Origin of the sequence: Streptomyces sp. NPDC047981 (genome assembly GCF_040653315.1) — a bacterium.
Taxonomy (GTDB): domain Bacteria; phylum Actinomycetota; class Actinomycetes; order Streptomycetales; family Streptomycetaceae; genus Streptomyces.
Map to the genome: position 1 here is coordinate 2,519 of NZ_JBEZNQ010000069.1, position 24,611 is coordinate 27,129.

At 72.0% G+C, this 24,611-nt stretch carries 21 protein-coding genes and 1 riboswitch; of the genes, 5 read left to right on the plus strand and 16 right to left on the minus strand.

Annotated elements, in window-relative coordinates; genetic code table 11:
* Positions 1–68: 68 nt before the first annotated feature.
* The 13 genes from AB0E14_RS30575 to AB0E14_RS30635 form a co-directional block, all read right to left on the minus strand.
* Positions 69–890: a hypothetical protein gene (locus tag AB0E14_RS30575; protein WP_362425369.1), complete on the minus strand. Its 822-nt coding sequence runs from the start codon at positions 888–890 to the stop codon at positions 69–71.
* Entirely contained in the window at positions 890–2,164 is a 1,275-nt protein-coding gene (locus tag AB0E14_RS30580) for a VWA domain-containing protein (protein WP_362425372.1), read from the minus strand. Before AB0E14_RS30580 ends, AB0E14_RS30575 begins: the two co-directional genes overlap by 1 nt.
* A 214-nt stretch (positions 2,165–2,378) precedes the next feature.
* A complete protein-coding gene (locus AB0E14_RS30585) occupies positions 2,379–2,627 on the minus strand; it encodes a hypothetical protein (protein WP_362425375.1) in 249 nt (82 codons plus the stop codon).
* Positions 2,624–3,325 (minus strand): hypothetical protein, encoded by a 702-nt coding sequence (locus tag AB0E14_RS30590; RefSeq protein ID WP_362425378.1) that lies wholly within the window; start codon positions 3,323–3,325, stop codon positions 2,624–2,626. The genes AB0E14_RS30585 and AB0E14_RS30590 overlap by 4 nt, the downstream gene beginning before the upstream one ends.
* Positions 3,322–5,400, minus strand: a complete 2,079-nt coding sequence (locus tag AB0E14_RS30595; protein WP_362425380.1) for a hypothetical protein — start codon at positions 5,398–5,400, stop codon at positions 3,322–3,324. The genes AB0E14_RS30590 and AB0E14_RS30595 overlap by 4 nt, the downstream gene beginning before the upstream one ends.
* A 255-nt stretch (positions 5,401–5,655) precedes the next feature.
* Positions 5,656–6,474 carry a hypothetical protein gene (locus AB0E14_RS30600; protein ID WP_362425383.1) on the minus strand — a complete coding sequence of 273 codons (819 nt, stop codon included), beginning with the start codon at positions 6,472–6,474 and terminating at the stop codon, positions 5,656–5,658.
* 105 nt (positions 6,475–6,579) lie between these two features.
* Positions 6,580–7,239 carry a Crp/Fnr family transcriptional regulator gene (locus tag AB0E14_RS30605; RefSeq protein WP_362425386.1) on the minus strand — a complete coding sequence of 220 codons (660 nt, stop codon included), beginning with the start codon at positions 7,237–7,239 and terminating at the stop codon, positions 6,580–6,582.
* A gap of 42 nt (positions 7,240–7,281) precedes the next feature.
* Positions 7,282–7,671: a hypothetical protein gene (locus AB0E14_RS30610; protein ID WP_362425389.1), complete on the minus strand. Its 390-nt coding sequence runs from the start codon at positions 7,669–7,671 to the stop codon at positions 7,282–7,284.
* Positions 7,672–8,133: 462 nt separating this feature from the next.
* A complete protein-coding gene (locus AB0E14_RS30615; protein WP_362425392.1) occupies positions 8,134–8,865 on the minus strand; it encodes a flavodoxin family protein in 732 nt (243 codons plus the stop codon).
* A gap of 258 nt (positions 8,866–9,123) precedes the next feature.
* Positions 9,124–9,933 (minus strand): endonuclease/exonuclease/phosphatase family protein, encoded by an 810-nt coding sequence (locus AB0E14_RS30620; protein ID WP_362425395.1) that lies wholly within the window; start codon positions 9,931–9,933, stop codon positions 9,124–9,126.
* 65 nt (positions 9,934–9,998) lie between these two features.
* On the minus strand, positions 9,999–11,198 hold the full coding sequence (locus AB0E14_RS30625; RefSeq protein WP_362425398.1) for an amidohydrolase: 1,200 nt from the start codon (positions 11,196–11,198) through the stop codon (positions 9,999–10,001).
* A gap of 90 nt (positions 11,199–11,288) precedes the next feature.
* Positions 11,289–12,461 (minus strand): YncE family protein, encoded by a 1,173-nt coding sequence (locus AB0E14_RS30630; protein WP_362425401.1) that lies wholly within the window; start codon positions 12,459–12,461, stop codon positions 11,289–11,291.
* Entirely contained in the window at positions 12,458–13,081 is a 624-nt protein-coding gene (locus tag AB0E14_RS30635) for an ankyrin repeat domain-containing protein (protein ID WP_362425404.1), read from the minus strand. The genes AB0E14_RS30630 and AB0E14_RS30635 overlap by 4 nt, the downstream gene beginning before the upstream one ends.
* Before the next feature lie 274 nt (positions 13,082–13,355).
* On the opposite strand from AB0E14_RS30635, the gene AB0E14_RS30640 reads away from it, so the two are divergent.
* The 5 genes from AB0E14_RS30640 (at position 13,356) to AB0E14_RS30660 (ending at position 19,383) form a co-directional block, all read left to right on the plus strand.
* Entirely contained in the window at positions 13,356–14,576 is a 1,221-nt protein-coding gene (locus AB0E14_RS30640; RefSeq protein WP_362425407.1) for an RNA ligase, read from the plus strand.
* Positions 14,577–14,579: 3 nt separating this feature from the next.
* Positions 14,580–15,497: an AAA family ATPase gene (locus AB0E14_RS30645; protein ID WP_362425410.1), complete on the plus strand. Its 918-nt coding sequence runs from the start codon at positions 14,580–14,582 to the stop codon at positions 15,495–15,497.
* Between the two features lie 197 nt (positions 15,498–15,694).
* A complete protein-coding gene (locus AB0E14_RS30650; RefSeq protein ID WP_362425459.1) occupies positions 15,695–16,873 on the plus strand; it encodes a serine hydrolase domain-containing protein in 1,179 nt (392 codons plus the stop codon).
* A 60-nt stretch (positions 16,874–16,933) separates the two neighbouring features.
* Entirely contained in the window at positions 16,934–18,046 is a 1,113-nt protein-coding gene (locus tag AB0E14_RS30655; protein ID WP_362425413.1) for a CapA family protein, read from the plus strand.
* A 59-nt stretch (positions 18,047–18,105) separates the two neighbouring features.
* On the plus strand, positions 18,106–19,383 hold the full coding sequence (locus AB0E14_RS30660; RefSeq protein ID WP_362425416.1) for a phosphoribosyltransferase family protein: 1,278 nt from the start codon (positions 18,106–18,108) through the stop codon (positions 19,381–19,383).
* Positions 19,384–19,416: 33 nt separating this feature from the next.
* Here the strand turns inward: AB0E14_RS30660 and AB0E14_RS30665 are convergent, their stop codons facing one another.
* From AB0E14_RS30665 to AB0E14_RS30675, 3 genes are all read right to left on the minus strand, one after another.
* Positions 19,417–20,283 (minus strand): LysM peptidoglycan-binding domain-containing protein, encoded by an 867-nt coding sequence (locus AB0E14_RS30665; protein WP_362425419.1) that lies wholly within the window; start codon positions 20,281–20,283, stop codon positions 19,417–19,419.
* Between the two features lie 4 nt (positions 20,284–20,287).
* Positions 20,288–20,445, minus strand: a riboswitch (cyclic di-AMP (ydaO/yuaA leader).
* A 324-nt stretch (positions 20,446–20,769) separates the two neighbouring features.
* Complete coding sequence (locus tag AB0E14_RS30670) at positions 20,770–22,794, minus strand: phosphocholine-specific phospholipase C (RefSeq protein ID WP_362425422.1); 2,025 nt, start codon at positions 22,792–22,794, stop codon at positions 20,770–20,772.
* A gap of 158 nt (positions 22,795–22,952) precedes the next feature.
* Positions 22,953–24,602 carry a SpoIIE family protein phosphatase gene (locus AB0E14_RS30675; RefSeq protein ID WP_362425425.1) on the minus strand — a complete coding sequence of 550 codons (1,650 nt, stop codon included), beginning with the start codon at positions 24,600–24,602 and terminating at the stop codon, positions 22,953–22,955.
* Positions 24,603–24,611: the final 9 nt, after the last annotated feature.

Below are 24,611 nucleotides of genomic sequence, written 5' to 3' on the forward strand. Positions count from 1 at the left end.
AGGGGTATGAAGTGACGTGGCAAGGCCCCTGGTCGTTGGCGTGGCGACTTCACTCCCACTCGTGAGCGTCAGACCGCGGGCGGCACCCGGGAGGGCCGTCCGGAGCCCTTCGTCAGGGAGTACCCCGCGATGCCGGCCAGCGCGGCGAGCACGCCGCCGACCGCTGTCCAGATCCAGCGGTCGGACCACCAGCCGGAGGACCAGCCGCCCTCGGGCGCCCGGGCGTCGACCGCCGACGGCGCGCCGTCCACGGCCGCGTCCTCGGTCGTGGCACCCGGCACCAGCGGCGCGGCGAGCGAGCCGCCGCCCGCGTACGCCCCGCCCTGCTCGGCCGAGACGGCGCCCACCTGGGCCGTGAAGGACTGCCCGAGGTCCTCCTCGGGCAGCCCCGTCACGGTGAGGCGGACGTAGTAGCTGCCGGGCAACGGGTCCTCGTCCCAGGTGTCGGCATACGGGCGGACCGGGCGCAGGGTGCAGGACAGCTCCACGGACGGAGCCTCCTTCGCCGCCACGCGGGACTGCATCCCGTACATGCAGGGCTGGCGGCGCCGCAGCCCGTCGTAGACGTCGATCCGCCAGGTGGAGGCGCCGTGCCGGGCGGTGGCCTCGGGCAGCGTGACCGAGGCCGTCACCGTCGGCCGCTGCCCGGTGTCGGCGGGGAACACCCAGTACAGGTAGTCACCCGTGGACGCCTGGGCGGTGGCCTGCTGGCCCTGCCGGAAGAAGGCGGCGGTACGGAACGTGGTGCCGGCCTCCGTCGGACCGGCCTCTGCCTCTGCGCTCGCGCTGCCGCTGGGGGTCGGGCTGTCCGCGAGGACCGGTGCGGCCGCGGGCCCGAACAGGGCGGCGCCCGCGAGCAGGACGGTGGTCAGCGCGCGTACGGTACGCATCAGTTGGTCCTCCAGACGGCGATGCGCCAGCGGGACACCCAGCCCCACAGCAGACCGCCCACGAAACCGGCCAGGACGAGCGCGCCGAGCAGCCACCAGCCACGGCCGAGGCCGAACGCGGCCACATCGGAGGCCTCGTCGGGCGCGTCGACGATGTCGAGGGCCAGTTCGACCGGCATGCCCGGCGTCGTCTTCACCGACGGCGGCGCGGAGAAGGAGTTGCTGAGCTGGAGGCAGACGGTCTCCGCCGCGGGCTTGTCCGCGTCGACACCGTCCACCGACTGCTTGGGATAGCGCAGCCCGGTCGAGATGACGTCGGTCCGTCCGTCACCCGCCTCGGATCCGCGGACGATCTCACGCCCGCGCAGGGTCACCGCCCGCAGCAGCACGCCGTAGTCGTCGTTCACGGCACGGTCGGCGGACACGCTGACCGAGGCGCGCAGTTCCTGACCGGGCAGGACGTCCACCCGGTACCAGCGGTGCTGGCCGAAGGTCTCGCGGTCCGTGTACAGACCGGGCTTGAGGAGCGGGGCGTCCGCGCAGCGCTCGGCACCCTGGGTGGCCACGGGGGTGACGACCGGGTCGGCCGCCCGGTCGACCAACTGCCGCACCCGCTTGGAGAGTTCCTCGGTGTGCCGGACCGAGGTGTACGTGCCGCCGGTCGCCTCCGCGATGCAGGTGAGCTGCTGACGGATCTTGGCGTTCGGCACCAGGCCCAGGGTGTCGATGGTGAGGTGGATGCCCCGGGCGGCGATGTCACGCGCCACCTCGCACGGGTCGAGCGGTGCGCAGGTGTCCTCGCCGTCGGTGATGAGCACGATCCGGCGGGTGGCGTTGTCGTCGCCCTTCAGGTCCTCCGCCGCGCCGAGCAGGGCCGGCCCGATCGGCGTCCAGCCGGTGGGGGCGAGGGTGGCGACGGCGGTCTTGGCCTCGGTGCGGTCGAGCGGGCCGACCGGGTAGAGCTGCCGGGTGTCCTTGCAGCCCGTCTTGCGGTCGTTGCCCGGGTAGTCGGCGCCGAGGGTGCGTATACCGAGCTCCACCTCCTCGGGCACGGCGTCCAGCACCTCGTTGAAGGCCTGCTTCGCAGCCGCCATCCGGGACTTGCCGTCGATGTCGGTCGCCCGCATCGAACCGCTGACGTCGAGCACCAGCTCGACCTTGGGGGATTCCTTCGCCGCCGGTTCGTCGGCGACGGCGCCGCTCGGGAACAGCCCGACGGCCAGGACGGCGAGCAGCGCGCAGGCCCCGGTCGACAGCCGTTTTCTCGTGATCATGGGGCGGATCGTAGGGATGATCGTACGACAATCCAAAACGGCCCTTGCTGCAGGGCCGTTCCCGCACGTGCGGGAACGGCCGCAAGCCCGTGCGGGGCGGGGAACGTTGCACGCCGCCGTTCGAACTTCAGCCGCCACCACCCTGACGCGGCATGATTGAGAAGCTGTTCGCCGATCGTGCGTACGGCCTCGAGCAGGGCGGCCCGCGACGCATCTATCGTGGGCCAGGTGCGCCTGCCTGCGGCCCGGCGAGACCGTCTTCCGTCCCCTGTTCTTCCTCCTGTCCTACGGGAAATTGATGGCCGTGCATCCGGTACACCATCTCGTCCGGGGCGCTGAACATGCGTGCCTGGCGCCAGACCGCGTCGAAGGGCAGTCCGCTGGCGGCCGGTTCGCGACGCATGCGGAGCGCGCGCCAACTGGTGCGGGGGTCGAGCAGGAGCCGTATCAGCGTCAGCCTCATGCCGTCGGCCCCTCCACGGAGACCTTGCCGGGTACGGACGCGGTCCTCGCGGATTGGTAGGACGTCTCCTCGCCTTGCAGAGCCCTGAGAGCGTCGTGGAGGGCGATCAAGGCCCGGTTCTGCAGTTCGACGTCGGTGAAGCCCCGGCCGACGCTCTGCCACTGGTCGAGCAAGGGTTCCCACCAGCGGCCGGACGCGGATAGCGACCGGGCCAGACGGTGCCAGTCCGCCACCTGCTCAGGACCGGGACAGCCCGCCTGCTGTTCGATCCGGTCGAGTACGAACAGATCTGGATGGTCGTACAGGTGGGCACGCAGGAAGCGCAGGCGTCGAACGCGTTCCTCGTCGGCCTGCCGCTGGGCCATGGTCGCGTGGGCCTCCGCCGACAGTCCGAGCTCCGCGCGGGCGGCCAGGCAGCGGTAGGAGGGGCCGCACGTGTGCTGTCCGGAGCCGAGCTCGGAGTTGATGGTGTCCTGCGCGGTGCGGACCTCAACGGCCGTGAAGTGCCGTGCTATCTCGCCGGCCCGTGCCACGGTCCGGCTGACGACGAACTCCTCGAGGTTGGGGCGGGTACGCAGGGCAGGACGCCATTCGACGGTGAATGTCGCCTCGAAGTAGATGCCCGGCGTGGCGCAGGGCAGCATCCGGGGCTGGGTGCAGCGGACGACGCGCGTCGCGCGTTGCCAAGGCCACCTCACGCCGAGGTCCCGTTGAGCGGGAACATCGCGCGAACGCGCGGGTCGACAAGGCGGCCCCAGAAATCCTCCGCCGCGTTCGCCCCATCATCGAGGTGAACCTCGTCGAGAGCCTCCATCAGCTCCTTGACGGCCTTGAACAACCTCTGTTCGCGCAGCGCCGGGAGCAGTTGGTCCCGGATCCGGGCATACGCAGCGGGGTTGGTGGCCGATGCGGCGACCCATCCCGTGATCCGTTCGATGGTCCCCGGTGCCGTGGTGATGTCGCCGAGCAGGGTCTGCAAGGCACGTTCCACGTCCACACTCGGCGGCACGCCCTGCGAGAGGAGCCAGGGCCCGGTGTCCTCCCGTACCGACGTCAGTGCGAGGAAGGCCAAAGGACCGCCCTTGCCTGGCTTCCCCGACTGCTGCCAGGCCTGGACCTCGGAGACCAGCAGTTGGACGCCTCCGGGCCGGGGCACCAGCTCCTCGAAGGCGTCGAGGACTTCAGCCAGGACCGATTCGTCCCGGGAGTGCTTGGCGACGCGGCGTAGCCGGACCATGGCCATCCTGGCCTGGGACGCGGTCACGTCCGCTGCGTCAAGAACGCCGCGGCAGGTGGCGATGACCGTCGAGGCGTACTCGGCGGCCGACGCCCACCCGTACAGCGTGCCCCAGGCGTGGCGGCCCGCGTGCTCGTCCCGCACGGCCCGCACCATCACGGCACTGAGCAGGGCCTTCCTGCCGGTTCGAGCGAGGGGGCCGAGCTGCTGGAACTGAGGGGTGCTCCCGTGCCGCAGGGTCAGTACGGTGAGTGCCTCGACGACGCGCTCGCCGTCCCCGGCACCTTCCCCGCCGTTCACCAGCCACTTCAGCATGGGTTCGCGCATGATCTCGTAGTTGTCCCAGACGTAGGTCAGGACGGCCCTGCCGTAGCCGGGCTGGTCGAACACGACGTTGTCGTGGGTGTCGACTCCGGCGCCGACGTCGACGATGCGGCGGCGCAGCCCGCGTCCAGCGAACACGGCCTCGGGAGTGGAGGCGAAGCCGCCCTTGGCCGCGTCGTTCATGCTGATGATTTTCTGCAGGGTGCGTGCGGCCTTGGCCACCTGGGGCATGGGGGCGGACTGACGTACGGCGAGCGCGAGCAACAGGCAGCGGTCCTCGAGGGGCAGAGAGTCTTCCTTGCTGCTGTGTGTCGTTGCGGTCTCTCCGAACAGGTGGTCGAGCTTGTCCCGCCAGTCGGACAGTGCGGCGGTGATGCGGGCCGAGAGCCCGTCGTCGAGCGTAGGCCGCCAGGTCGCCTCGTCCATCGGCAGCGCGGTGCCCGTCAGGCGTTTGTGTTCCTGCCAGGCGTCCTTGATCGTGTCGGCCGCGCGGACCGCTTCCACGGCGTCCCGGCCGTTCAGCGAGTCCTCAGCCGCACTGCCGGAACGTACATAGGAGACGAGACCGGGTAGCTTCCGTGCCCGTAGATGGGCCTCGACGACGTCGCGTGGCGGGGGCGGTTCGGTCAGATGTACGACGTGGATTCCCGTACGGGCCGGTGCGGGGAGGTTGCTCCAGAGGTCCTTGGCCACGGTCAGCACCAACGTCGACCCGAGGCGTCCCAGTTTCTCGCCATGGTCTTCGAGATGGTCGAGGAAGTCTGTCGAGATGCTGTCCGTGTCGGGGTCCTTGAGATCGAGCTGGTATGCGTGGCGGTGCTCCTGCGGAAGCCGTTGCACCTTGGGGGTCTGCCAGTCGGCGTCCAATTTGATGATGGTGGTGCGGTCGTCGGTGGTCTCGGCGAGCAGGTGCAGGGCGAACGTGGTCGACCCGTACGAACGGGGAGCCACGATGATCAGTACCGGCTTGCGCAGACGGGCCGGTGTCGTCCCGGGATCCAGCGCACGCGTCCGCACCTCGGTCCAATGCCCAGAGCGGACCATCGGGGTCTGCCTGATGGCGTCACGGGACAGAACGGTGCCATCGAGGATGTTCCCCTTCCTGGTCTCGAAGTTGATGTTGCCGGCGACATTGCCTACGACCACTTCGGGGTTGTTCACCGTGACCGGCACCTGCCACGGGCCGGGACCGACGGGAGGCATGACGATCACGCGCGGATCGGCGGGTCCACCGACCGGAGTTTCAGTGGGCCATGAGGGGGCGGGCGGTGAGACCGTGGGCCAGACAGGAGCGCTGCGCGGGCCCGCCTGGTCGGCGAAGTCGCTGCCATCACCGAAGCCACCGGCGGGGGAGCCACTCTCGGGGCTGGGAGGGACGGAGTCGGGAGGTACGAGGGGGTCAGCCGAGGTCATGCGCGGCGTTCCTTTCCGAACGGGCCGGGGAGGGAAAAGGGGACGCGGACGGGATCAGAGCCGTCGTCGTTCGATGCGCACGTCTCCCTCGACCTGGTTGATGAGCGTCGGGTCGTTCATGGCGCCGTTGATCTGGAAGGCGGGCGACGTGGCTGCTGCCGGTGCGGGCGGCACACCTGTCCCGAGGGCCCGGGTGGTGCCGGGCGTTGCCTCAGCGGCCTTCGCGGACATCGCCAGGCCCAGGAAGTACGGGGTCAGTCCTGGCACGTAGAGCCGGCACCCCTCCTCGAAGTGTGGCTTCCCCTCGACCCGTGCCACCGTCGGCAGGAAGTGCTCCTCGGCCAGCTCCGTCGTCCGTCCCGCACGCACGGTGCGGCGGTAGGCCGGCTCCGAGAGGACGGCCGCCAGGAACCCGGTCTCGTGTTCGCCTGCCGCGGCCAGGGCTTGGCGGACGGCATTGCAGTCGAGGAGTCGGCACACCTCGTTGATGGCGTCGCCGCGGTGGTCGGGCAGGGTCAGCGGTCCGAGGTGCACGGCGGCGCGTAGCCGGATAGGCGGGGCGTCGGTCAGCCGCCCCTGCTCGTACCGTACGAGCGCCGCGTGCAGGTGGCCGAGCAGCGGATCGATCAGCCGGGCGGTGTCCTTGGCGGGCAGCACGAAGATCGCGCCGTCGCCGGTGTCCTTGTACGCGCCGGGCACGGCCCGGGGGTCCGCGAAACCGCTCTGGGCCAGGACGGTCATCAGGACGTCGTCCAGGTCCGACCGCACCGGCGCCATCCTGGCTTCCGGGATCTTGCTGTAGCCCTGCATGTCGACGGCCAGGAGCGCGTGCTCGGGCGGGACGTCGAGCGACGCGGACGGGAGAGGGAGCATGGTGGCACCGACCTTTCGGTCAGGAGTGGGAAATCGGTTGCCCCATGTTCAGCGGCCGGTCCGCGCGGTGGTGCCCACTACTGGGCACCGTGCGGGTGTGCCCGGTCACTTCACGCCACGGGCCTGAGCCTCGATGGCCGCGATGTCATGGATCAACAGCCCGCCGCCGGCGTCGGTCTCCAGCCACCCCCGCTCTCGCCAGGGCTTGATGGCGGCACCGACGGCATTGCGGGAGGCCCCGATCATCTGGGACAACTCGGCCTGCGTCAGGCGCACGACCACGCCTCGTCGGGCAGCCGGGGCCGCCCTGGCAAGCCGCCCCAGAGCATTCGCCAGACGTACGGGAACGCAGGCGGTGGCGAGTTCGAGCCGGACGGCCTCCCCCTCCCGGATCCGCGTGATCGCGTGCCTGAGCAGCAAGTTGACGAGACCGTGTCCCTCGACGAACCGAAGGAAGTCGGTTGCGGGCACGACGTGGACCCGGCAGACCTCCGCCGCGATCACCGAGGCCGAACGCGGATTCGCGTCCAGGACCGCCAGCTCACCCAGCAACTCGCCCGACCCTCGCACCGACAACAGCGCGCGCTCCCCGTCGGAACCGGTCAGCGTCACAAGCGCCGACCCCTCCGCCAGCACGATCACGTGCGTACCGGGGTCACCCTGCCGCAGCAGTACGCTGCGCGCCGGACGCACCCGCACCGGGGCCAGGTCACGCAACCGGGCCCACAACGGCTCGCCCAGAACGGCTCTGTGTGGTTGGTACATAACCCCCCAGACGTAGGAACCCACTCGTGGGGAGGAATGGTTTCAGGGGGCATAAAGAGCGATCAACAGGCCCAATCCGGCCACCGCCAGCGCGGCGATCACGAGATCGACGGACCAGCGGACCGCACCGAACTTCCGCCGTGACAGTCTCTCGAACACCGCCATCCGCCCGGCCTCCTGACGTATCAGCCCCTCAGGGTCGCCATCGGCCTCCCATGCGGAACTGACTCCCCGGGGCAGTACGGGTCGTAGAGCCATGAGCGCCGCCCCCACGGCAGCCACCAGCAGTCCGGCCACGACCAGCAGGACCGGCCCGACCAGACCGCGCACTGGCGACGACACCCACATCCCCGCGACCAGTGCCAGCAAACCCCCGGCCACCCCGCACAGAGCCGTCGCCTTCGTGTCCGCCCGCTGCACCTCCACGAACAACTCGGCACTCCGCGCACGCAGCACCTCCAGTCGGGCCTCACCCTTGCGCGCGGCACCCCGGCTCCACCGTGTCCCCACAGCGAACCCCTCTCGTCGACGGACGACTTCGGAGCACACTCTTGACCGTCGACCGTGCAGTTTCCGCCCTCCGCTGGGCAGAGACCACGAGCGCTTCCTCACACAGGAGGGAAAGCCCCGTGCGTCGCGTCAGGGAGCTTCGGCGGCATGACGGGGTGGCCAATCCGCTGTGGTACGCCGTGAGCTGTTTCTTCGACACGGACTCGGTGGGATCGCTGCCGGACGTGCGCGTCCCGGACGTCTCGATGGATGACTGGCAGGCGGTCCTTGACCTTGTGGCGGAGAAGGGCGACACCGTCGTGCTCGAGTGCGTCTCGGCCCACTCCGAGACGCTTGTCGTGGGCGGCAGCCGGGCCCTCCTCGATCACCGGGGCCGGGCTGCACTCAACGGTGCTCGGGGTTCTCGAAGTCGAAACGGCAGCCGGCGTCCCACTCGGAGCGCTGGTTTCCGTGGGCGGGGATGCCGCCGGCGTCCTTGAGCATCCTCGCCAGGTGGAGCTGGTTCCAGGTCATGAAGGTCGTGTTGCGGTTCGTGAAGTCGTTGTCCGGCCCGCCGGAGCCGGGGTCGAGGTACGACGGGCCCGGGCCCGCCTCGCCGACCCAGCCCGCGTCCGCCTGCGGCGGAAGGACGTATCCGAGGTGCTGGAGGCTGTAGAGGACGTTCATCGCGCAGTGCTTGGCGCCGTCCTCGTTGCCGGTGATCAGGCAGCCGCCCACGCGACCGTAGTAGGCGTACTGGCCGTGCTCGTTGAGGATCGACGAGCAGGCGTACAGACGCTCGATCACCTTCTTCATGACCGAGGAGTTGTCCCCCAGCCACACAGGGCCCGCCAGGGTCAGGATGTCGGCGGCCATCACCTGCGAGTAGATCACCGGCCACTCGTCGGTCTCCCACCCGTGCTCCGTCATGTCCGGCCAGACACCGGTCGCGATGTCGATGTCCACCGCCCTGAGCACGTCGACCTGCACGCCCTGGCGCTCCATGATCCCGGTGCTGATGTCGATCAGCCCCTGTGTATGGCTGCGCTCCGGGGAACGTTTCAGGGTGCAGTTGATCACCAGGGCGCGCAGATCGGCGTACGACGTCGTTGAGTCCGGCACGGAATCCTCCTCCATACGCTCCGGGGGTCCGGGCGGGAAGCGCCGGAGATCTCCCCGTACAGCCCACCAGGCCTTCGCTCCGGGCGCTCGCGGAGCTGGGCCGGTCGCCTGACACGCCGCCCCCCGGGCCGCCGGCCAGGACGCTCAGCGTCGGACGCGAGCCGCCACCGGCAGGTGGTCACTGCCCGTGTCGGACAGCGTCCACGTCGGGCCGACCTCGGCGGCCCCGCGCGCGAGGACATGGTCGATCCGGGCGAGGGGCACGGCCGCGGGTCAGGAGAAGGCGAAGGCGTCGCGGTTCCCGCTCACCTGGGACAGCACGGGCGCGAGGCCCCGGTCCTCGACGGTGCCGTTGAGGTCGCCGAGGACCAGCACCGCGGGGGAGCGGTCGGCCGCGAGCGCCCGGCCGAGCCGCGCCGCACTCTCGTCGCGCCACTCTGTCGCGTACCCCTGACTCGCCCGCAGCCGGACCGACGGCAGATGTGCCACATAGGTCGTGACGTCCCCGTGCGGGGAGCGGACGACGGCCCGCAGCCCACGGTCCCAGCCGGGCCCCACGGCCGCCGGTTTGAGGTCCACGCGCGCGATGCCCGTCAGCGGGTGCTTCGACCACAGCCCGACCGTGCCCACGGTCGCCCGGTAGGGGTGCGTGGGGTCCAGGACGAGTCGGTACGCGGGCAGGCTCTCCTCCGTCAGCTCCTGCAGCGCGATCACGTCGGGGTCGGGACCGAGGAGGATCCGGCCGACCCGGGACGGGCTCGTGTTCTCGTCGCTCACGTTGTGCTGGACGACCGTCAGGTCGTACGCCCCGCCGTCCTCGCCACTCCCCAGCGGCTCCCGGAACGCCCCCACCCACGCGACACCGACGAGCAGGCAGACGAGGGCCACGAGGAGCGAGCGGCGTACGGCGGCGACGATCAGGCCGATGGGTACGGCGAGACCGAGCCACGGCAGGAACGTTTCGACCAGGCTCATCGGGCTGCCCGGCAGACCGGGCAGCCAGGGATGGGCGAGCAGCAGCCCACCGGCGACGGCCACGACGACCGCCGTCAGCAGTCCGCGCCTTCTCCGTGTCTCCTCCACCGGACCCCCTTCGGGGGAAGGGACGTCCACGTGGGTGATCCAGTTCCCGGCCCGACGGACCCGCCTCAGACCGGTGCGCCGTCCCGCGCCACCACCCGGCCCGCCCTGACCACCAGCGCGCGGCGCGGCTGATCGACCACGACCTGGGGCACACACTCGCCGTCCACCAGCATGAAATCGGCGGGGGAGCCGGGCCGGAGGTCGGCACGTGGCAGGCCCATCAGCTCGGCTCCACCGTCCGAGGCCAGCCGGAAGCAGGCCTCCAGCTCCTCGTCGAGCCGGGCGTCCAGCGCCCAGCCCGCGAGCCAGGCCCGGTGCAGCATGTCCGCGTTGCCGAACGGGCTCCAGCTGTCCCGGACGCCGTCCGAACCCAGGCCCACCCGGACCCCGCGCTCGACGAGGCGACGGAAGGGGAGCATGGTGTCGGCCGACAGCGAGACCCCGGCGCCGGCCAGCACGTCCGCGATCTCGTCCAGCGCGTCGCCCGACAGCGCCGCCACCGCGAACGCGTGCCCCACATTGACCTTGCCCGCGAGCCCCAGCGCCTTGGTGCGGGCCGCGATGTCGCGCAGCGGCGCGAGGCCCCGCTCGCCGCGGTCGTGGAGGTGGATGTCGAGCCCCAGGCCGTGCCGTTCCGCGATGCCGAAGACCGTGTCCAGCTGGCCGCCGTCGCGCCCCGCGCCCTCCAGGCCGAAGCCCGCCGGGTCGATGCCGCCGATGTGCGAGACGAGCCCGCCGGCCGCCGCCTCCTCCAACAGCTCCGCCGTTCCCGGGGTGCGCCCCACGCCGTGCTGCGGGAAGGCCACCAGTTCGACGTCCACGACACCGCGCAGCCGCTCCCGCGCGGCGGCGACGCCCTCGACGCCTTCCAGGCCGTAGGCGGGGGCCACGTCCACATGGGCGCGCGTCGCCCGGGTGCCCTGGGCCGCCGCGTGCGCGAGCAGCCGGAACGCCCGCTCCGCGAGCGGGGTGCGCTGGGCGCGGTACAGCTCCACGTCCGCCTCGACGTACGCGGCGATCCCGCGCGCCGGCCGGCGGCTGTGCCAGGGCTCGCCCCACGTCGTCTTGTCGGGGTGCAGGTGCGCGTCCACGAGGGTCGGCAGCGCGAGCATGCCGCCCCCGTCGACGACATCGGTCACCGCGCCCGCGGGGATCGAGCCCTCCGGGGCCAGCACCCCGTCCACCGCGACGAGGTCGGTCGGCGGACCGCCCCAGGGGCGGACGTCGCGGAAGACGGTGGTGACGGATGCGGAGGGTGGGACCACGGGATCTCCTCGTCGCGGAAAAGGGCCGGTGCGATCTGATCTACCACGGGCCGGCCTCGGCGGGCGGGTGGCGCCGGTACGCGTCCCGCGCTACAGGACCGCGATGCCCAGCGGACGTTCGCCCGCCGGGAGGCGCCTGGTCTCGCCGCTCGGCAGGTCGATCACCGTGATGCCGTCCCAGTGACCGTCGCGGGTGAAGCCGCCGCTGACGTAAGCGGTGCGGCCGTCCTCGGAGACGGCGACGTCCTCGTGCGGACCGTCCAGCGGGTAGATCCGCTCGGTGCCGTCGGGTGCCCGGACCGTGAGCGACGGGCCCTCGTCCTCGGCCGGGTCGATCGGTCCCGTACCGACGACGAACAGGGTGCCGTCGGGCGTGATCGCGGCTCCGTGCTGGTGGGTGTCGGCCGTCATCGGCTCGATCTCCGAGCGACCCGTCCTCGGATCGACGACCACGAGCCGCTCACCCTCGAAGGGGAGCAACAGCCGCCCGTCCGAAGGCCGTACGACCGCGTAGTGCGGCTTGAGCCACGATCCGAGCCCGCCCTCCGTGCCGTACGGGGCGACCTCGATACGGCGCGGGGTGAGGGTGTCCGCGCGGACGACGGTCACGTCGAAGGAGTCGTGGTCCGTCGCGTACACCTCGGAACCGTCCCGCGCCACGTCGACGTCGAACGGCCGCCGTCCGACCGGCACGGTCGCCGTGACCTGACGGCTCGCCGTGTCGATCACCTCCAGGGTTCCGTTACCGCCCGGCACGTTGACCCCCACGTACGCCCGGCGTCCGTCGGGGGAGAGCGCGATGCCCATCCCGCCGCCCCGGTACTCGCCGGTCCCGACGGGACCGCTGTCCGTCTCGTACGGGACGAGGGCGAGCCGCGTGCGGGTCCGGGTGTCGACCACCGCGACGCCCTCGGCGGTCGCCACCCAGGCGCGCCCGTCCGCGCCGACGGCCAGGCCGTACGGCGCCGTGCCCACCTCGACGGAGGCGATCGCCCCGCGTCGCGGGTCCACGAAGGTGACGGTGTCGAAGCCGAAGTCGGCGACCAGGAGCGTCCCGTCCGGCGTCGGCGTCGGGGCCATGTCCACGACGGGAGCGGAAGGCGGAGCGGAAGGCGAGGCCGAGGACGGGGCCGAACCGGCGGGCGTCGTACCGCCGTCCGCGTCCGCCGCGCACCCGACGAGGACGGCCCCGAGCGCGGCCGCCGACGCGAGCAGCCGCCCGTGCGCCCGCACCCGCGCGGTCGTGCGCGGTGCGCGCCTCATCGGGAGGCCTCCCGTCCGGCGCGCGCCGTCGCGGCGGCGAGGAGCCCCGCGATACCGGCGAAGCCGCGCCGTCGCGCGTGCTCCAGCGGGCCGGTCCCGTCGTGGTCCGCGAGCAGCGGGTCCGCCCCGGCGGTGATCAGCAGTTCCACGACCTCCTCGTGGGCCAGGCCGCCGTCGCCGAGGATCACCGCCTCCAACAGGGCGGTCCAGCCGAGCCGGTTGACGTGGTCGACGTCGATGTCGGTCTCCCGCAGCACGGCCCGTACGTATCCGACATGGCCGCGCTCGGCCGCCGGGATCAGCGCGGTCCCGCCGAAGCGGTTCGTCAGCGTCAGGTCGGGACCCGCGGCGAGCAGCACCCGCATCATCGGCACGCTGCCGGTCACCCCGGTGACCAGCCACGGAGTGTCCGCCCGGCTGTCCCTGGCGTCCGGGTCCGCGCCCGCCGCGACCAGGACCACCGCGACCTCCACCCGGTCCGCCCGCGCGGCCAGCAGCAGCGGCGTGCGCAGCTCGGAGTCCCGGCAGTCGACGTGCGCGCCCGCGTCCAGCGCCGCCCGGACGCCCGCGGTGTCGCCCCGGTCGGCGGCGGCGAGCAGCAGCCGGTCGTTCGCATCCATGGCGGTTCTCCTTCTGGCGACGGTCAGCGGCACGGACCTGGTCCCTTCACGGTGGGCGGCGGAGACGGTCGGTCCGCTCTCCCCACCATCCTCGGGCGACCGGGCCCGGCCCCCGGTCGGCCCTGTGGATCCGCGTGAAGCTCCGACCGGTGGACGTCGGGGTCAACCGATCGGCTGACCCCGCGACCGACGTCCCGTCGCGGGCCGCAGGAAAAGGACTGTCGGCTCGCGGACCACGCAGGTCACAATGAGTCACCACTGACCAGGAGGAATGATGAGCCAGGCACACCTGACTCTCCAGGAGTTGCTGCCCGCGCAGGAGCTGGCCGCCGCCATCGACGCGGGGCACGTCACCCGCAAGGCACACCCCGAACTGCCGCTGTCCATCTACACGTACACGCGGGCGTGCCAGTACGAGCGGATCTGGAACCAGGTGACCACGCGCTGCCGTGGGCTCGTCGCCGACGACGCGACGGGGGAGATCGTCGCGCTGCCGCTGCCCAAGTTCTTCAACATCGGTGAGCACGAGGCCGGTCAGCCCTACGCGCCGGCGCTCCCCGACGAGCCGTTCGAGGTCTACGACAAGGTCGACGGCAGCCTGGCGGTGATCTTCCACTACGCGGACCGCTGGCAGGTCGCCTCCAAGGGCTCCTTCATCAGCGCGCAGGCGACCTGGGCGCAGCGCCGGCTGGACGGCCGGAACACCGGGGCGCTGACGCCCGGCGTCACCTACCTCGCCGAGATCGTCTACCCGCAGAATCGTATCGTCGTCGACTACGGCGACCGCCGTGACCTCGTCCTGCTCGCCGCCTTCGGCGCGGACGGCACCGAGGTCCCGCTCGCCGAAGCCGCCGCCGACTGGGCGGAGATCGGCTCCGTCGTACGGACCTGGCCCGCCATGCCCCTCGACGAACTGCTCTCCCTCACCGAGTCGAACACCCTCCCCGGCGGCCTCCCCGCCACCGGCACCGACGCCGAGGGCTTCGTGCTGCGCTACGCCTCCGGGGTGCGCGCCAAGGCCAAGCTGAGCGAGTACGTCCGCCTGCACAAGGTGCTCACCGGGGTCACCGAGCGGGACATCTGGCGCAGCCACGGCATCCAGCGCTTCGCCGGCACCGCCGTGAAGCGGCTCGCGCAGGGCCTCGGCCTCTCGGTCGCCGAACTCGGCGGGGTCACCTCCGCCGGCGGCCGGCCGCTGGACGCCCTCCTGGAGCAGGTGCCCGACGAGTTCGACGCCTGGGTGCGCGGGGTCGTCGCCCGGCTGGAGGACGAGGCGGCGGCGCGGGAGCGCGCCCTCGACGAGGCCTACAAGCGCGTCGCTCACCTCGCCGACGACCGGGGTGCCTTCGCCCGGGCCGTCAAGACCCTGCCGGTCGACCCGCAGGTACGGTCGGCGCTGTTCCTGCGCCTCGACGGCCGGCCGACCGACCTGTACGTCTGGCGGTCCATCAGGCCCGAGGCGGCCGACCCGTACACCACCGACCCGGAGAACTGAACCGTGCCCGAAGTACACGTCATGACAGGGCTCCCCGCCTCGGGGAAGACCACGGCCGCCCGACGGCTGCAGGCCGAGTCCGAGGGCCGGATGCGCCGCGTCAACCTGGACGACCTGCGCACCATGCTGGACGTCCCGGCTCCCGAGCGCGGCCGTTCGCACGCGCACGAGCGGACCGTCCTCGACATCCAGGACGCGGCCGTCCGCTCGGCCGTCGAGGGCGGATTCGACGTGGTCGTCGACAACACCCACCTCACGCCGCACATCCCCAAGCGGCTGAAGGCGGCCGTCGTCGGCCTCGACGCACGTTTCGTGGTGCACGACTTCACCGACGTCCCGGTCGAGGAGTGCGTACGGCGCGACGCCGCGCGCGAGCGCTCGGTCGGCGAGGAGATCATCCGCATCCTCGCCGACAAGCACGCCAAGGCGGTGCGCGGCGGCTGGCGGCTGACCGCCGAGTGGCTGGATGCGCGGCCCGCCGCCACGCCGTACGTCGCCGATCCCGCGCTCCCCTCGGCGGTCCTCTGCGACATCGACGGCACGCTCGCGCTGCGCGGCGACCGGGGACCGTACGACTTCTCGCGCTGCGACCTCGACCTGCTGAACGTCTCCGTGGCACGCGCGCTGCGCGCCTTCCGCCGCGCCGACGACGACACGATCGTGCTGCTGTCCGGGCGCAGCGAGGACCACCGCGCGCTGACCGAGGCATGGCTGGCCCGGCACGAAGTGCCGTACGACGAGCTGTGGATGCGGGCGGCGGACGACGGCCGGAGCGACGACATCGTCAAGGCCGAGCTGTTCGACGCGCACATCCGGCACCGCTACGCGGTCCGGGTCTCGCTGGACGACCGCGACCGGGTCGTCGCCCTCTGGCGACGCATGGGCCTGCCGACCTGGCAGGTCAACTACGGCAACTTCTGAGCCGTGGCGGGGCACGGCGGGTCGTCCGGCTCGCCGTGCACGGCCCGTCGCACCGGCCTAGCCTGAGGGAGGGGACTCGTCCTCGTCCGGCAGGAGGCCTGCCCGTGAGGTTCTCGCAACAGCGCTCGCCCCACTCACAGCGCCTGCCGTCGCGGGCGAGGTGGCGCGGGGTCTGTGTGGTGCTCGCCGCGACCGGGATGCTGGCCGTCCCCGTCTCGGCGGGCGCGGCCTTCTCCGTGGAAGCCCCCGTGGTGTCCGCGCACAGCGCCGCCGTACTCGCCCCGGCCGCCACGAACGGCGACTTCGCCGAACTCACCCCGGAGGTGGCGGGCCGTCTGGACACCGCGATCCGACGGGTCATGAGCGAGGCCGGCGTGCCCGGGGTGACGGTCTCGCTCTCCGCCCCCGGCAAGGGCAGCTACGTCCGGTCCTTCGGCGTCGCCGACAAGGACACCGGGGCGCCCATGAACCCGGACCTGTACATGCGGGTCGGGAGCGTCACCAAGACCTTCACCGTGACCGCCCTGCTCGAACTGGTCGACCAGGGCCGCGTCGGCCTGGACGACACCATCGACCAGTACGTCAACGGCGTCCCCAACGGAGACGAGATCACGCTCCGTCAACTGGCGGGCATGCGCAGCGGACTGTTCAACTACTCGGCGGACGACGACTTCTTCAAGGCGCTCACGTCCGACCCGGACCGGCCCTTCACGCCCCAGCAGTTGCTGGACTACTCCTTCAAGCACCCGGTGAACTTCCAGCCCGGGGCGGAGTTCGAGTACTGCAACACCAATCTGATCCTGCTCGGGCTCGTGGTGGAGAAGGAGGGCGGACTGCCCCTCGACGAGTACATCCAGCGGAACGTCATCGACCCGGCCGGACTGCGGCACACGCTCTTCCCGGTGGGCGCCGAGTTCCCCCGCCCCCACGCCCACGGCTACACCAACCAGACGGCGTCCGGGAAGGTCGAGGACTCCACCGACTGGGACCCCTCCTGGGCCTGGGCGGCGGGCGCCATGATCTCGCAGCTCGGGGACCTGCAGCGTTGGGCGCGCATCCTCGCCACCGGCACGCTCCTCACCCCCGAGACCCAGGCCCAGCGCCTGATCACCCCGCCGTCGGGCATCCCCGGGACCGGGTACGGCCTCGGCATCTTCGACGTCCAGGGCTGGATCGGCCACAACGGCTCGCTGCCCGGCTACGAGTCCCTGGTGGTCTACCTGCCCGAGGCACGGGCCACCATGGTCGTCGTGCTGAACACGGACATCCTGCACGACGGGGTGGAGCCCAGCACGCTCTTCGGGCAGGCGATCACCGAGATCGTGAGCCCCGGCCATGTCTACAACCTCCCCGTGACCCCGAGCCCCAAGACATGAGCCGCGCGGCCCGCCCCTGCAGCTCGGGCCCGCCGGGCGCGCCGCGTCTACCCTGGGTACATGGACGGTGACCTGGTCGGACTGTTCCTCTGCGGCGACGTGATGCTCGGCCGCGGGGTCGACCAGATCCTTCCCCACCCCGGCGACCCGCACCTGCGCGAGCGGTACGTGCACGACGCACGGTCCTATGTGGCGCTCGCGGAGGCGGTGAGCGGCCCGATCCCGCACCGCGTGGACTTCGACTATCCCTGGGGCGTCGCCCTCGACGCCCTGGACGCGGCGGCGCCCGACGTCCGCGTCACCAATCTGGAGACGGCCGTCACCACGAGCGACGAGATCGCCCCCGGCAAGGCCGTGCACTACCGGATGCACCCGGAGAACGTGCCCTGCCTGACCGCCGTCCGCCCCGACGTCTGCGTCCTGGCCAACAACCACGTCCTGGACCACGGCCGCGGCGGCCTCGCCGAGACCCTCGACACGCTGGCCAAGCACGGCGTGCGCACGGTGGGCGCCGGTGAGGACGCCGAGGCCGCGGCCAGGCCCGCGATCGTCGACCTGCCCGGCGGCGGCCGGCTCGTCGCGTACGCCCTGGGCATGGCCTCCAGCGGCATCCCGCGCGACTGGGCCGCCACCGCCCGCCACAGCGGGGTCCACTACGCCGCCGGGCCCACCGCCGCCTCGGCGGCCCGCCTCCTCGCCCGGATCAGGGACACCAAGGCCCCCGGCGACCTGGTCCTGGTCTCCCTCCACTGGGGTTCCAACTGGGGGTACGCGCTCACCGAGAGCGATGTCCACTACGCGCACGCGCTCATCGACGCCGGTGCCGACGTGGTGCACGGCCACTCCTCGCACCACCCCCGGCCGCTGGAGGTCCACCGGGGCAAGCTCGTGCTGCACGGCTGCGGCGACCTGATCAACGACTACGAGGGCATCACCGGCTACGAGCAGTACCGCGACGAGCTGCGGCTGCTGTACCTCGTCTCGGTGCGGCCCGACGACGGCCGGCTCCAGGAGGTGAGGATCATCCCCCTCAGGGCCCGGCGCATGCGGTTGGAACACGCCCCCGGCCGCGACACGCGCTGGCTCCACGACGTACTCGGCCGGACCAGCCGGCCCCACGGCGCGCGGGTCGACCTCGGCGAGGACGGAACCCTCGTCGCACGCCCCGCCTGACGGGCGGCGGCCCCGCACCCGACCGCGCGCACGCTCAGCACCAGGGAGACGAGCGGGTCATGTACTTCACCGATCGCACCGACGCCGGACGGCAGCTCGCCGCAAGCCTGGGGCACCTCAAAGGCCGCGACGTCGTGGTCCTGGGGCTCCCTCGCGGCGGCGTGCCGGTCGCCGAACAGGTCGCCGACGCCCTCGGGGCGCCGCTCGACGTCTGTCTCGTCCGGAAGCTGGGGGTGCCCTACCAGCCGGAGCTCGCGATGGGAGCCATCGGCGAGGGGGACGTACGGGTCCTCAACGACCACGTCCTGGCCGACAGCCGGGTCTCGGCCGGAGACCTCGCCGGCGTGGAGGCGCGCGAGCGCGTCGTGCTCGGGCAGCGCTCCCGCCGCTACCGGGGCGCCCGGCCGGCGGCCCGGCTCGACGGCAGGACCGTGGTGGTCGTCGACGACGGCCTCGCGACGGGCGCCACGGCGGTCGCCGCCTGCCGGGTCGTGCGGGCGCAGGGGGCCGCGCGGATCGTCCTCGCGGTGCCGGTCGCGCCGGCCGACTGGCGGGAGCGGATCGGCCGGGAGGCGGACGAGACCGTCAGCGTCCACGAACCGGCCTTCTTCTACGCGATCGGCCAGTTCTACCAGGACTTCTCGCAGACCCCCGACGAGGAGGTCATCGCCTGCCTGGAGCGCCACCACGCCCGGCAGGACCAGGACGACGGCGACCCGGAGGTGCGCATCCCGGTCGCGGGCGTGGAGGTCGCGGGCCACCTCGTGGTGCCCGCCGGGGCTCCGGGGATCGTGGTCTTCGCCCACGGGAGCGGCAGCAGTCGCCACAGCCCCCGCAACCGGGCCGTCGCGGAGTCCCTGAACAGGGCCGGGCTCGGCACGCTCCTCTTCGACCTCCTGACGGAGGACGAGGCGGCCGACCGGGCCAACGTCTTCGACACCGAACTCCTCGCCGGCCGGCTGGCCCGGGCCACCCGCTGGCTCGCGGGCCGCCCCGGCCTCGACGGGCTGCGGACAGGCTGGTTCGGTGCCAGCACCGGCGCGGCGGCCGCCCTGTGGGCAGCCGCCGACCCGCTGAGCGAGGTCGCCGCCGTGGTCTCCCGGGGCGGCCGCCCGGACCTCGCGGGGCCGCGCCTCGCCCAGGTACGCGCCCCCACCCTGCTGATCGTGGGCGGCAACGACCCGCTCGTCCAGGAGCTGAACGAAGCGGCGAGATCCCGTCTGACCTGCGAGAACCGCCTCGTCGTGGTCCCCGGTGCCGGGCACCTCTTCGAGGAGCCCGGCACCCTGGAACAGGTCGGCGAACTCGCCGCGAGCTGGTTCACCGACCACTTCTAGCGGGGTCGGTGCGCCGTCCCGCGGCCGGTGGGGCTAGTACGGGCCGTTGACGTTGTCGATGGAGCCGTACCGGTCCGCCGCGTAGTTGCAGGCGGCGGTGATGTTGGCGACCGGGTCGTAGAGGTCCATCGAGGTGCCCGGCACGTGGTAGGCGAGGAACGTCGGCTCGATCACCTGGAGCAGGCCCTTGGACGGGGTGCCCTTGGCGGCGTTGGAGTCCCAGTTGTTGATGGCCATCGGGTTGCCGGAGGACTCGCGCATGATGTTGCGCTGGATCCCCTCGTACGTACCGGGGATGCCGTACTTCTGCATGATGTCCAGCGACTCGCGGATCCAGCCGTCGAGGTCGTTGGTGTAGCTCTTCGCGGCCACCGGGGCAGCCTGGGTCGCCTTCGCGGGCGCGGCCTTCGCGGGAGCCGACGCTGCCGGGGCGGTGCGCTGCTGGGAGCGGTCGGCGCGGTCCGTGCTCGTCGTACGCGCCTGCGACGTCGGCTTCGACTTCTTCGGGGCGGCGGCCTTTCCGCGCAGCGTGAGTTCGAGGCCGGGGTGGATGAGTGACGGGTTGTCACCCACGGCCGCGCGATTCGCGCGGTAGAGGGCCTGCCAGCCGCCCTGTACACGCTGCTCGTGCGCGATCACCGAAAGAGAATCTCCGCGGGTGACGGTATAGGTCTTCGCGGCGGAATTCTGCGCGGCCGGAAGGGATTCCGCGATCTTCGCCGGGGCGCTGAGAACGGTCTTCCCTGCGGGGGCGATCGCGGGCGCCGACGCGGGCGCGGCGTGCGCGGTGGCCGTGCCGACGAGGGGCAGGGCCAGGGCGGCACCGCCCGTGCTCGCGAGGGCGAGGCCGCGGGTCAGGGGCCTTCTCTTGGGGCGCCGGTGCTTACCGTGTGCGGGCATGTTGCAGTCCTCTCCGGCGCCTGCGGGGTGAGCTGTCGGGTTCGGGCTGGAGATGCCCGGCCGCGCGTGCGCGACTTCACCCCGAGCCGTGCCGGAAAATCCGGACCGGCGAAATGGTGGGTCCCCCGCTCCTGCCTTCGGGTGAATGAGCGGTCGTGTGCGGACGGTGGCAGGATTCGGCGATCCGTCCGGGTCGAGGTGACCGTAGGCGAGAAATGTCGGCCGAAACAAGACGCCGAATGAACGGGTTATTTCCGGAGGAGTTCGGGGCTTTGTCCGCCGCGCCGAACTTCCTTGCCGGGCAAGGGGAGGGGGCCCGCCGGAAGATCGCCTCGGCGCCGGGGGTGATTCGCCTCACGCGCCCCGCCATAACGGACATGCGGGGAAATTCAGCCTAGTTGAGAAATGGGGCACAAGGGATATGGAATCCCTTGCGCCCTATTTGGGTATTTCGTCGGGCGTGCGGAGGGGGGTGGCCTGCGGGGATCAGCCGGTGATGCTCGGCGCCCCCGTCTCGATGTGGCCGGTGTAGCGGCGCGACCAGGTGCCGTCGATGTCGGCCAGGATCGTGAAGTCGTACCAGCCGTCCTGGTACGCCACGGCGTTGAACCAGTCCTCGCGGGAGGAGTTCGCCGCCACCGTGTACGTCCACGGGCCGTCCGTGCGGTAGGCGTTCGAGCGGATGGTGAAGGTCACCGGTCCGGCCGAGGTGTTGGTCAGCTTGAACCAGATGGCCGTCCTGCCGGTGCCCGACTCGGTCGCGAACCGCGCCGCCACCTCGATCGCCTTCCCGGCCTTGGAGGCGTCGCCGATGAAGCGCCGCAGGAAGCGGTTGGGGCCCATCATCGAGATGTCGTACTTGCCCGAGCCCGATCCGAGGCCGATGTTGAAGTAGTCCGTGGACGTGGCGCCCGGCTCGACCGTGTACTGCCAGGCCGCCGTGTCCCGGTGCTGGTGCGGGTGGATCGTGAAGTGGGCGGGGCGCTTGGCCTGGGTGCCCTGGTTCGTCATCGAGAACCAGGCGAGGATCTTGCCCGCCGCCCCGAACTCGAAGCGGTCGAGGTTTCCGTTGACCTGGTACGGCAGGGCACGCGCCGGACGGGTACCCGACTCCTGCGCGGGCAGGGCGTTGTCCTGCGGTACCGGGTTGGGCAGCGGGGCGCAGGTGTCCTGGCCGATGACCTTGGCCGTGGACGGCAGGCCCGAGGGGACGCCGTACACCGGGCGCGCGAAGTCGAAGACGCCCGTCAGGTCGCCGACCACCTTCCGCCGCCAGGCGCTGATGTTCGGGCAGCCGGCCGGAGTGCCGAGGGCGGCCGTCCAGACCTCCATGAAGCGCAGCACGGAGGTGTGGTCGAAGACCTCGGAGCTGACCCAGCCGCCGCGCGTCCAGGGCGACATCACGAGCATCGGGACCCGGAATCCGAGACCGATCGGCACACCGTCGATGAACTCGCCGGGGGTGCCGGGCGGGGCGACCGGCGGCGGCACGTGGTCGAAGAAGCCGTCGTTCTCGTCGTAGTTGAGGAACAGCACCGTCGAGTCGAAGACCTCGGGGTTCGCGGCCAGCGCGCGGTAGACCAGGTCGACGAAGTGCGCGCCGTCGCCGGGCGGGGCGTACGGGTGCTCGGAGAACGCCTCGCTCGCCACCACCCAGGAGACCTGCGGCAGCGTGCCGGCGACGACGTCGGCGCGGATCGCGGCCGCGATGTCGTCCGGGGTGGACCCGGTGACCTTCGGCACCGACCCCATGCCGCGGTCGTGGAGCGGGTCGCCCGGGCGGGCGTCGGCGAACTTCTTGAAGTACGCGAGGCCGTTGTCGCCGTAGTTGTCCTGGGCGTTCTGGTAGACCTTCCAGCTCACCCCGGCGCGCTGGAGCGCCTCGGCGTACGTCTCCCAGGTCAGCCCGGACTCCTCGCCGCCGTCCTTGCTGGAGGCGTCGATCTTCCCGCTCCACAGGAAGGTGCGGTTGGGGCCCGTGGCGCTGAGCGCCGAGCAGAAGTAGGCGTCGCAGATCGTGTAGTTGTCGGCGAGCGCGTAGTGGAACGGTATGTCGCCGCGGTCCAGGTAGCCGAGGGTGCGGGTGTTGCCGACGCCGGTGACCCAGTTGTCCATCCGGCCCTTGTTCCACGCCGCGTGCTGCGAGGTCCAGCTGTGCGGGAGGTCGCCGTTGCACTGGGCGAGGGTCTCGCCGTCGACACCGCCGGCCGGCGGGGTGGAGCTCAGCTTCCACGGGTACTGGCGGCCGCCCCAGTTGGGCTGGTTGAACGTGCCCCAGCCGCCCGGGATGTTGCCCGCGGCCCGGTCGCCGAAGCCGCGCACGCCGCGCAGCCGGCCGAAGTAGTGGTCGAAGCTGCGGTTCTCCTGCATGAGCACCACGACGTGCTTGACGTCCGTGATGGTCCCGGTCGCGCCCGCTGCGGCGGCCGACGCCGTGCCCGCGGGCAGCGCCGCGCCCGCCGCGAGCCCTGCCCCGATCCCGACGAATCCCCTGCGGCTGATGGGAGTCAATGCCCCGCCTCTCGTGTCACCGCATGCCCCACTGGCACACGGTGGACAGGATGGGGGAGCCGAGGCTAAAGGTATACATCCGCGCGGTAAGTCTTTGGTGAACTTCCGAAGGGCAGCAGGTAGTTGCACTTGATTGGTTCGTACACGAACCAATGCCGTCAGTTTGCGGTTGCTCCTGTGGGGTCCCGCCGCACCATCAACAGCGCGGCGTCGTCCTCCGCGTGCGGGCCGGCGGTGAGGGAGTCGAGGAGGTGGTCGGCCAGCTCCTCCAGATCGTCGGGCCCGCCCGAGAAGGCGGCGGCCAGCCGGGACAGGCCGATGTCGAAGTCCTCGCCCGGCTTCTCGACGAGCCCGTCGGAGTAGAGCAGCAGCGTCTCGCCCGGTGCGAGGACGGTCGTCGTGTACGGATACGGGGCCGTGCCCCACTCGGCGGGCAGGCCCAGCGGCGGGCCGCCGGCGAGCCGCACGCGCTCGACGGACCCGTCGGCGTGGCGCAGCAGCGGCGGCGGATGGCCCGCGTTCGCCACATGGGTCTCGCCCGTGCCGAGCGAGACCCGCAGATACTGGCAGGTGGCGAACCGGTCGCAGTCCAGCTGGGCCAGGAACGCCGAGGCCTTGCCCAGGACGGTCGCGCAGCCGTGGCCCTCCGCCGCGTACGCGGCCATCGCCACCCGCAACTGCCCCATGAGGGCCGCCGCCTCGGTGTCGTGCCCCTGCACGTCACCGATCGCGAGCCCGAGCCCGCCGTCCGGCAGTACCACCGCGTCGTACCAGTCGCCGCCGACCCGCACCCCCTTCCGGGCCGTCCGGTACCGCACCGCGATCCGGCCTCCGGGCGGCCGGGGGATCCGGCGCGGCAGCATGGCGTTCTGCAGGGCGGCGGCGATCTCCTGCGACCGGTCGAGCGGCACCACCCGGTGCACCGCGCGAGCCACCGCCTTGGCCCAGCCGGTCATCAGGGTGTGATCCGCGTAGGAGAAGACCGACCGGTCGTCGTAGAACACGCCCAGCGCGCCGAGCGGCTGCCCCTCGTCCACCAGCGGCAGGAACGCGGCGGCCGTGGCGCGGAAACCGAGCCGGTAGGGCTCCAGATTCGGATAGCGGTCGAGGAAGGCGTGGACGGAGGTGAAGAAGAGCGGGTTGCACGTACGGACGACGTCGTTCAGGGGCAGTGAGTCGGCGAGCCGTGACTTCGAGGGGAAGCCGCTGGTGCCCGGGGAGACCACGGTGCGGATCAGTTGCAGCCGTCCCTGTTCCAGTACGCCCAGGGAGATCCCCCGTGCCCCGAGCGGGCGCAGGCTCACCTCGCTCCCGAGCACCTCGGCGACCTCGTTCACACTCATCGCCCTGGCGAGCGCGAGCGCCCCCTCACCGAGGGCGCGCAGCGGATCCCGCTCCTCCTCGGCCGGCAGCCTCAGCGCGGTGCGGGACAGGTCCAGAGTGGCGTCCCGGATCACCCCCACCACGCGCACCGCCCCGCCGGGGCGCTCGCGCACCAGGGAGCCCCGGGCGTGCGTCCAGCGGGTCCGCCCGTCGTGGAGGCGGACCTGGAAGTAGGCGCTGTACGCGTTCCGGCGGCCGGACAGCAGGTCGGCCGAGAGCCCGGACAGCAGATCCCAGTCCGCCGGCCGGATCCGGGGGCGCAGATCCGCCGTGGAACCGGTGAACTCGGCCGGCAGCAGCCCGAACACCGTCCGGGCCACCGGATCGAGGACCATGCGCCCCGTCGCCGGATCCCAGGCGAAACACCCCACGCGGGTCGCCGCGAGCGCCTCGCCCGGCTCCAGCCGGGGCTCCGTGTCGACCATCCGGGTGGC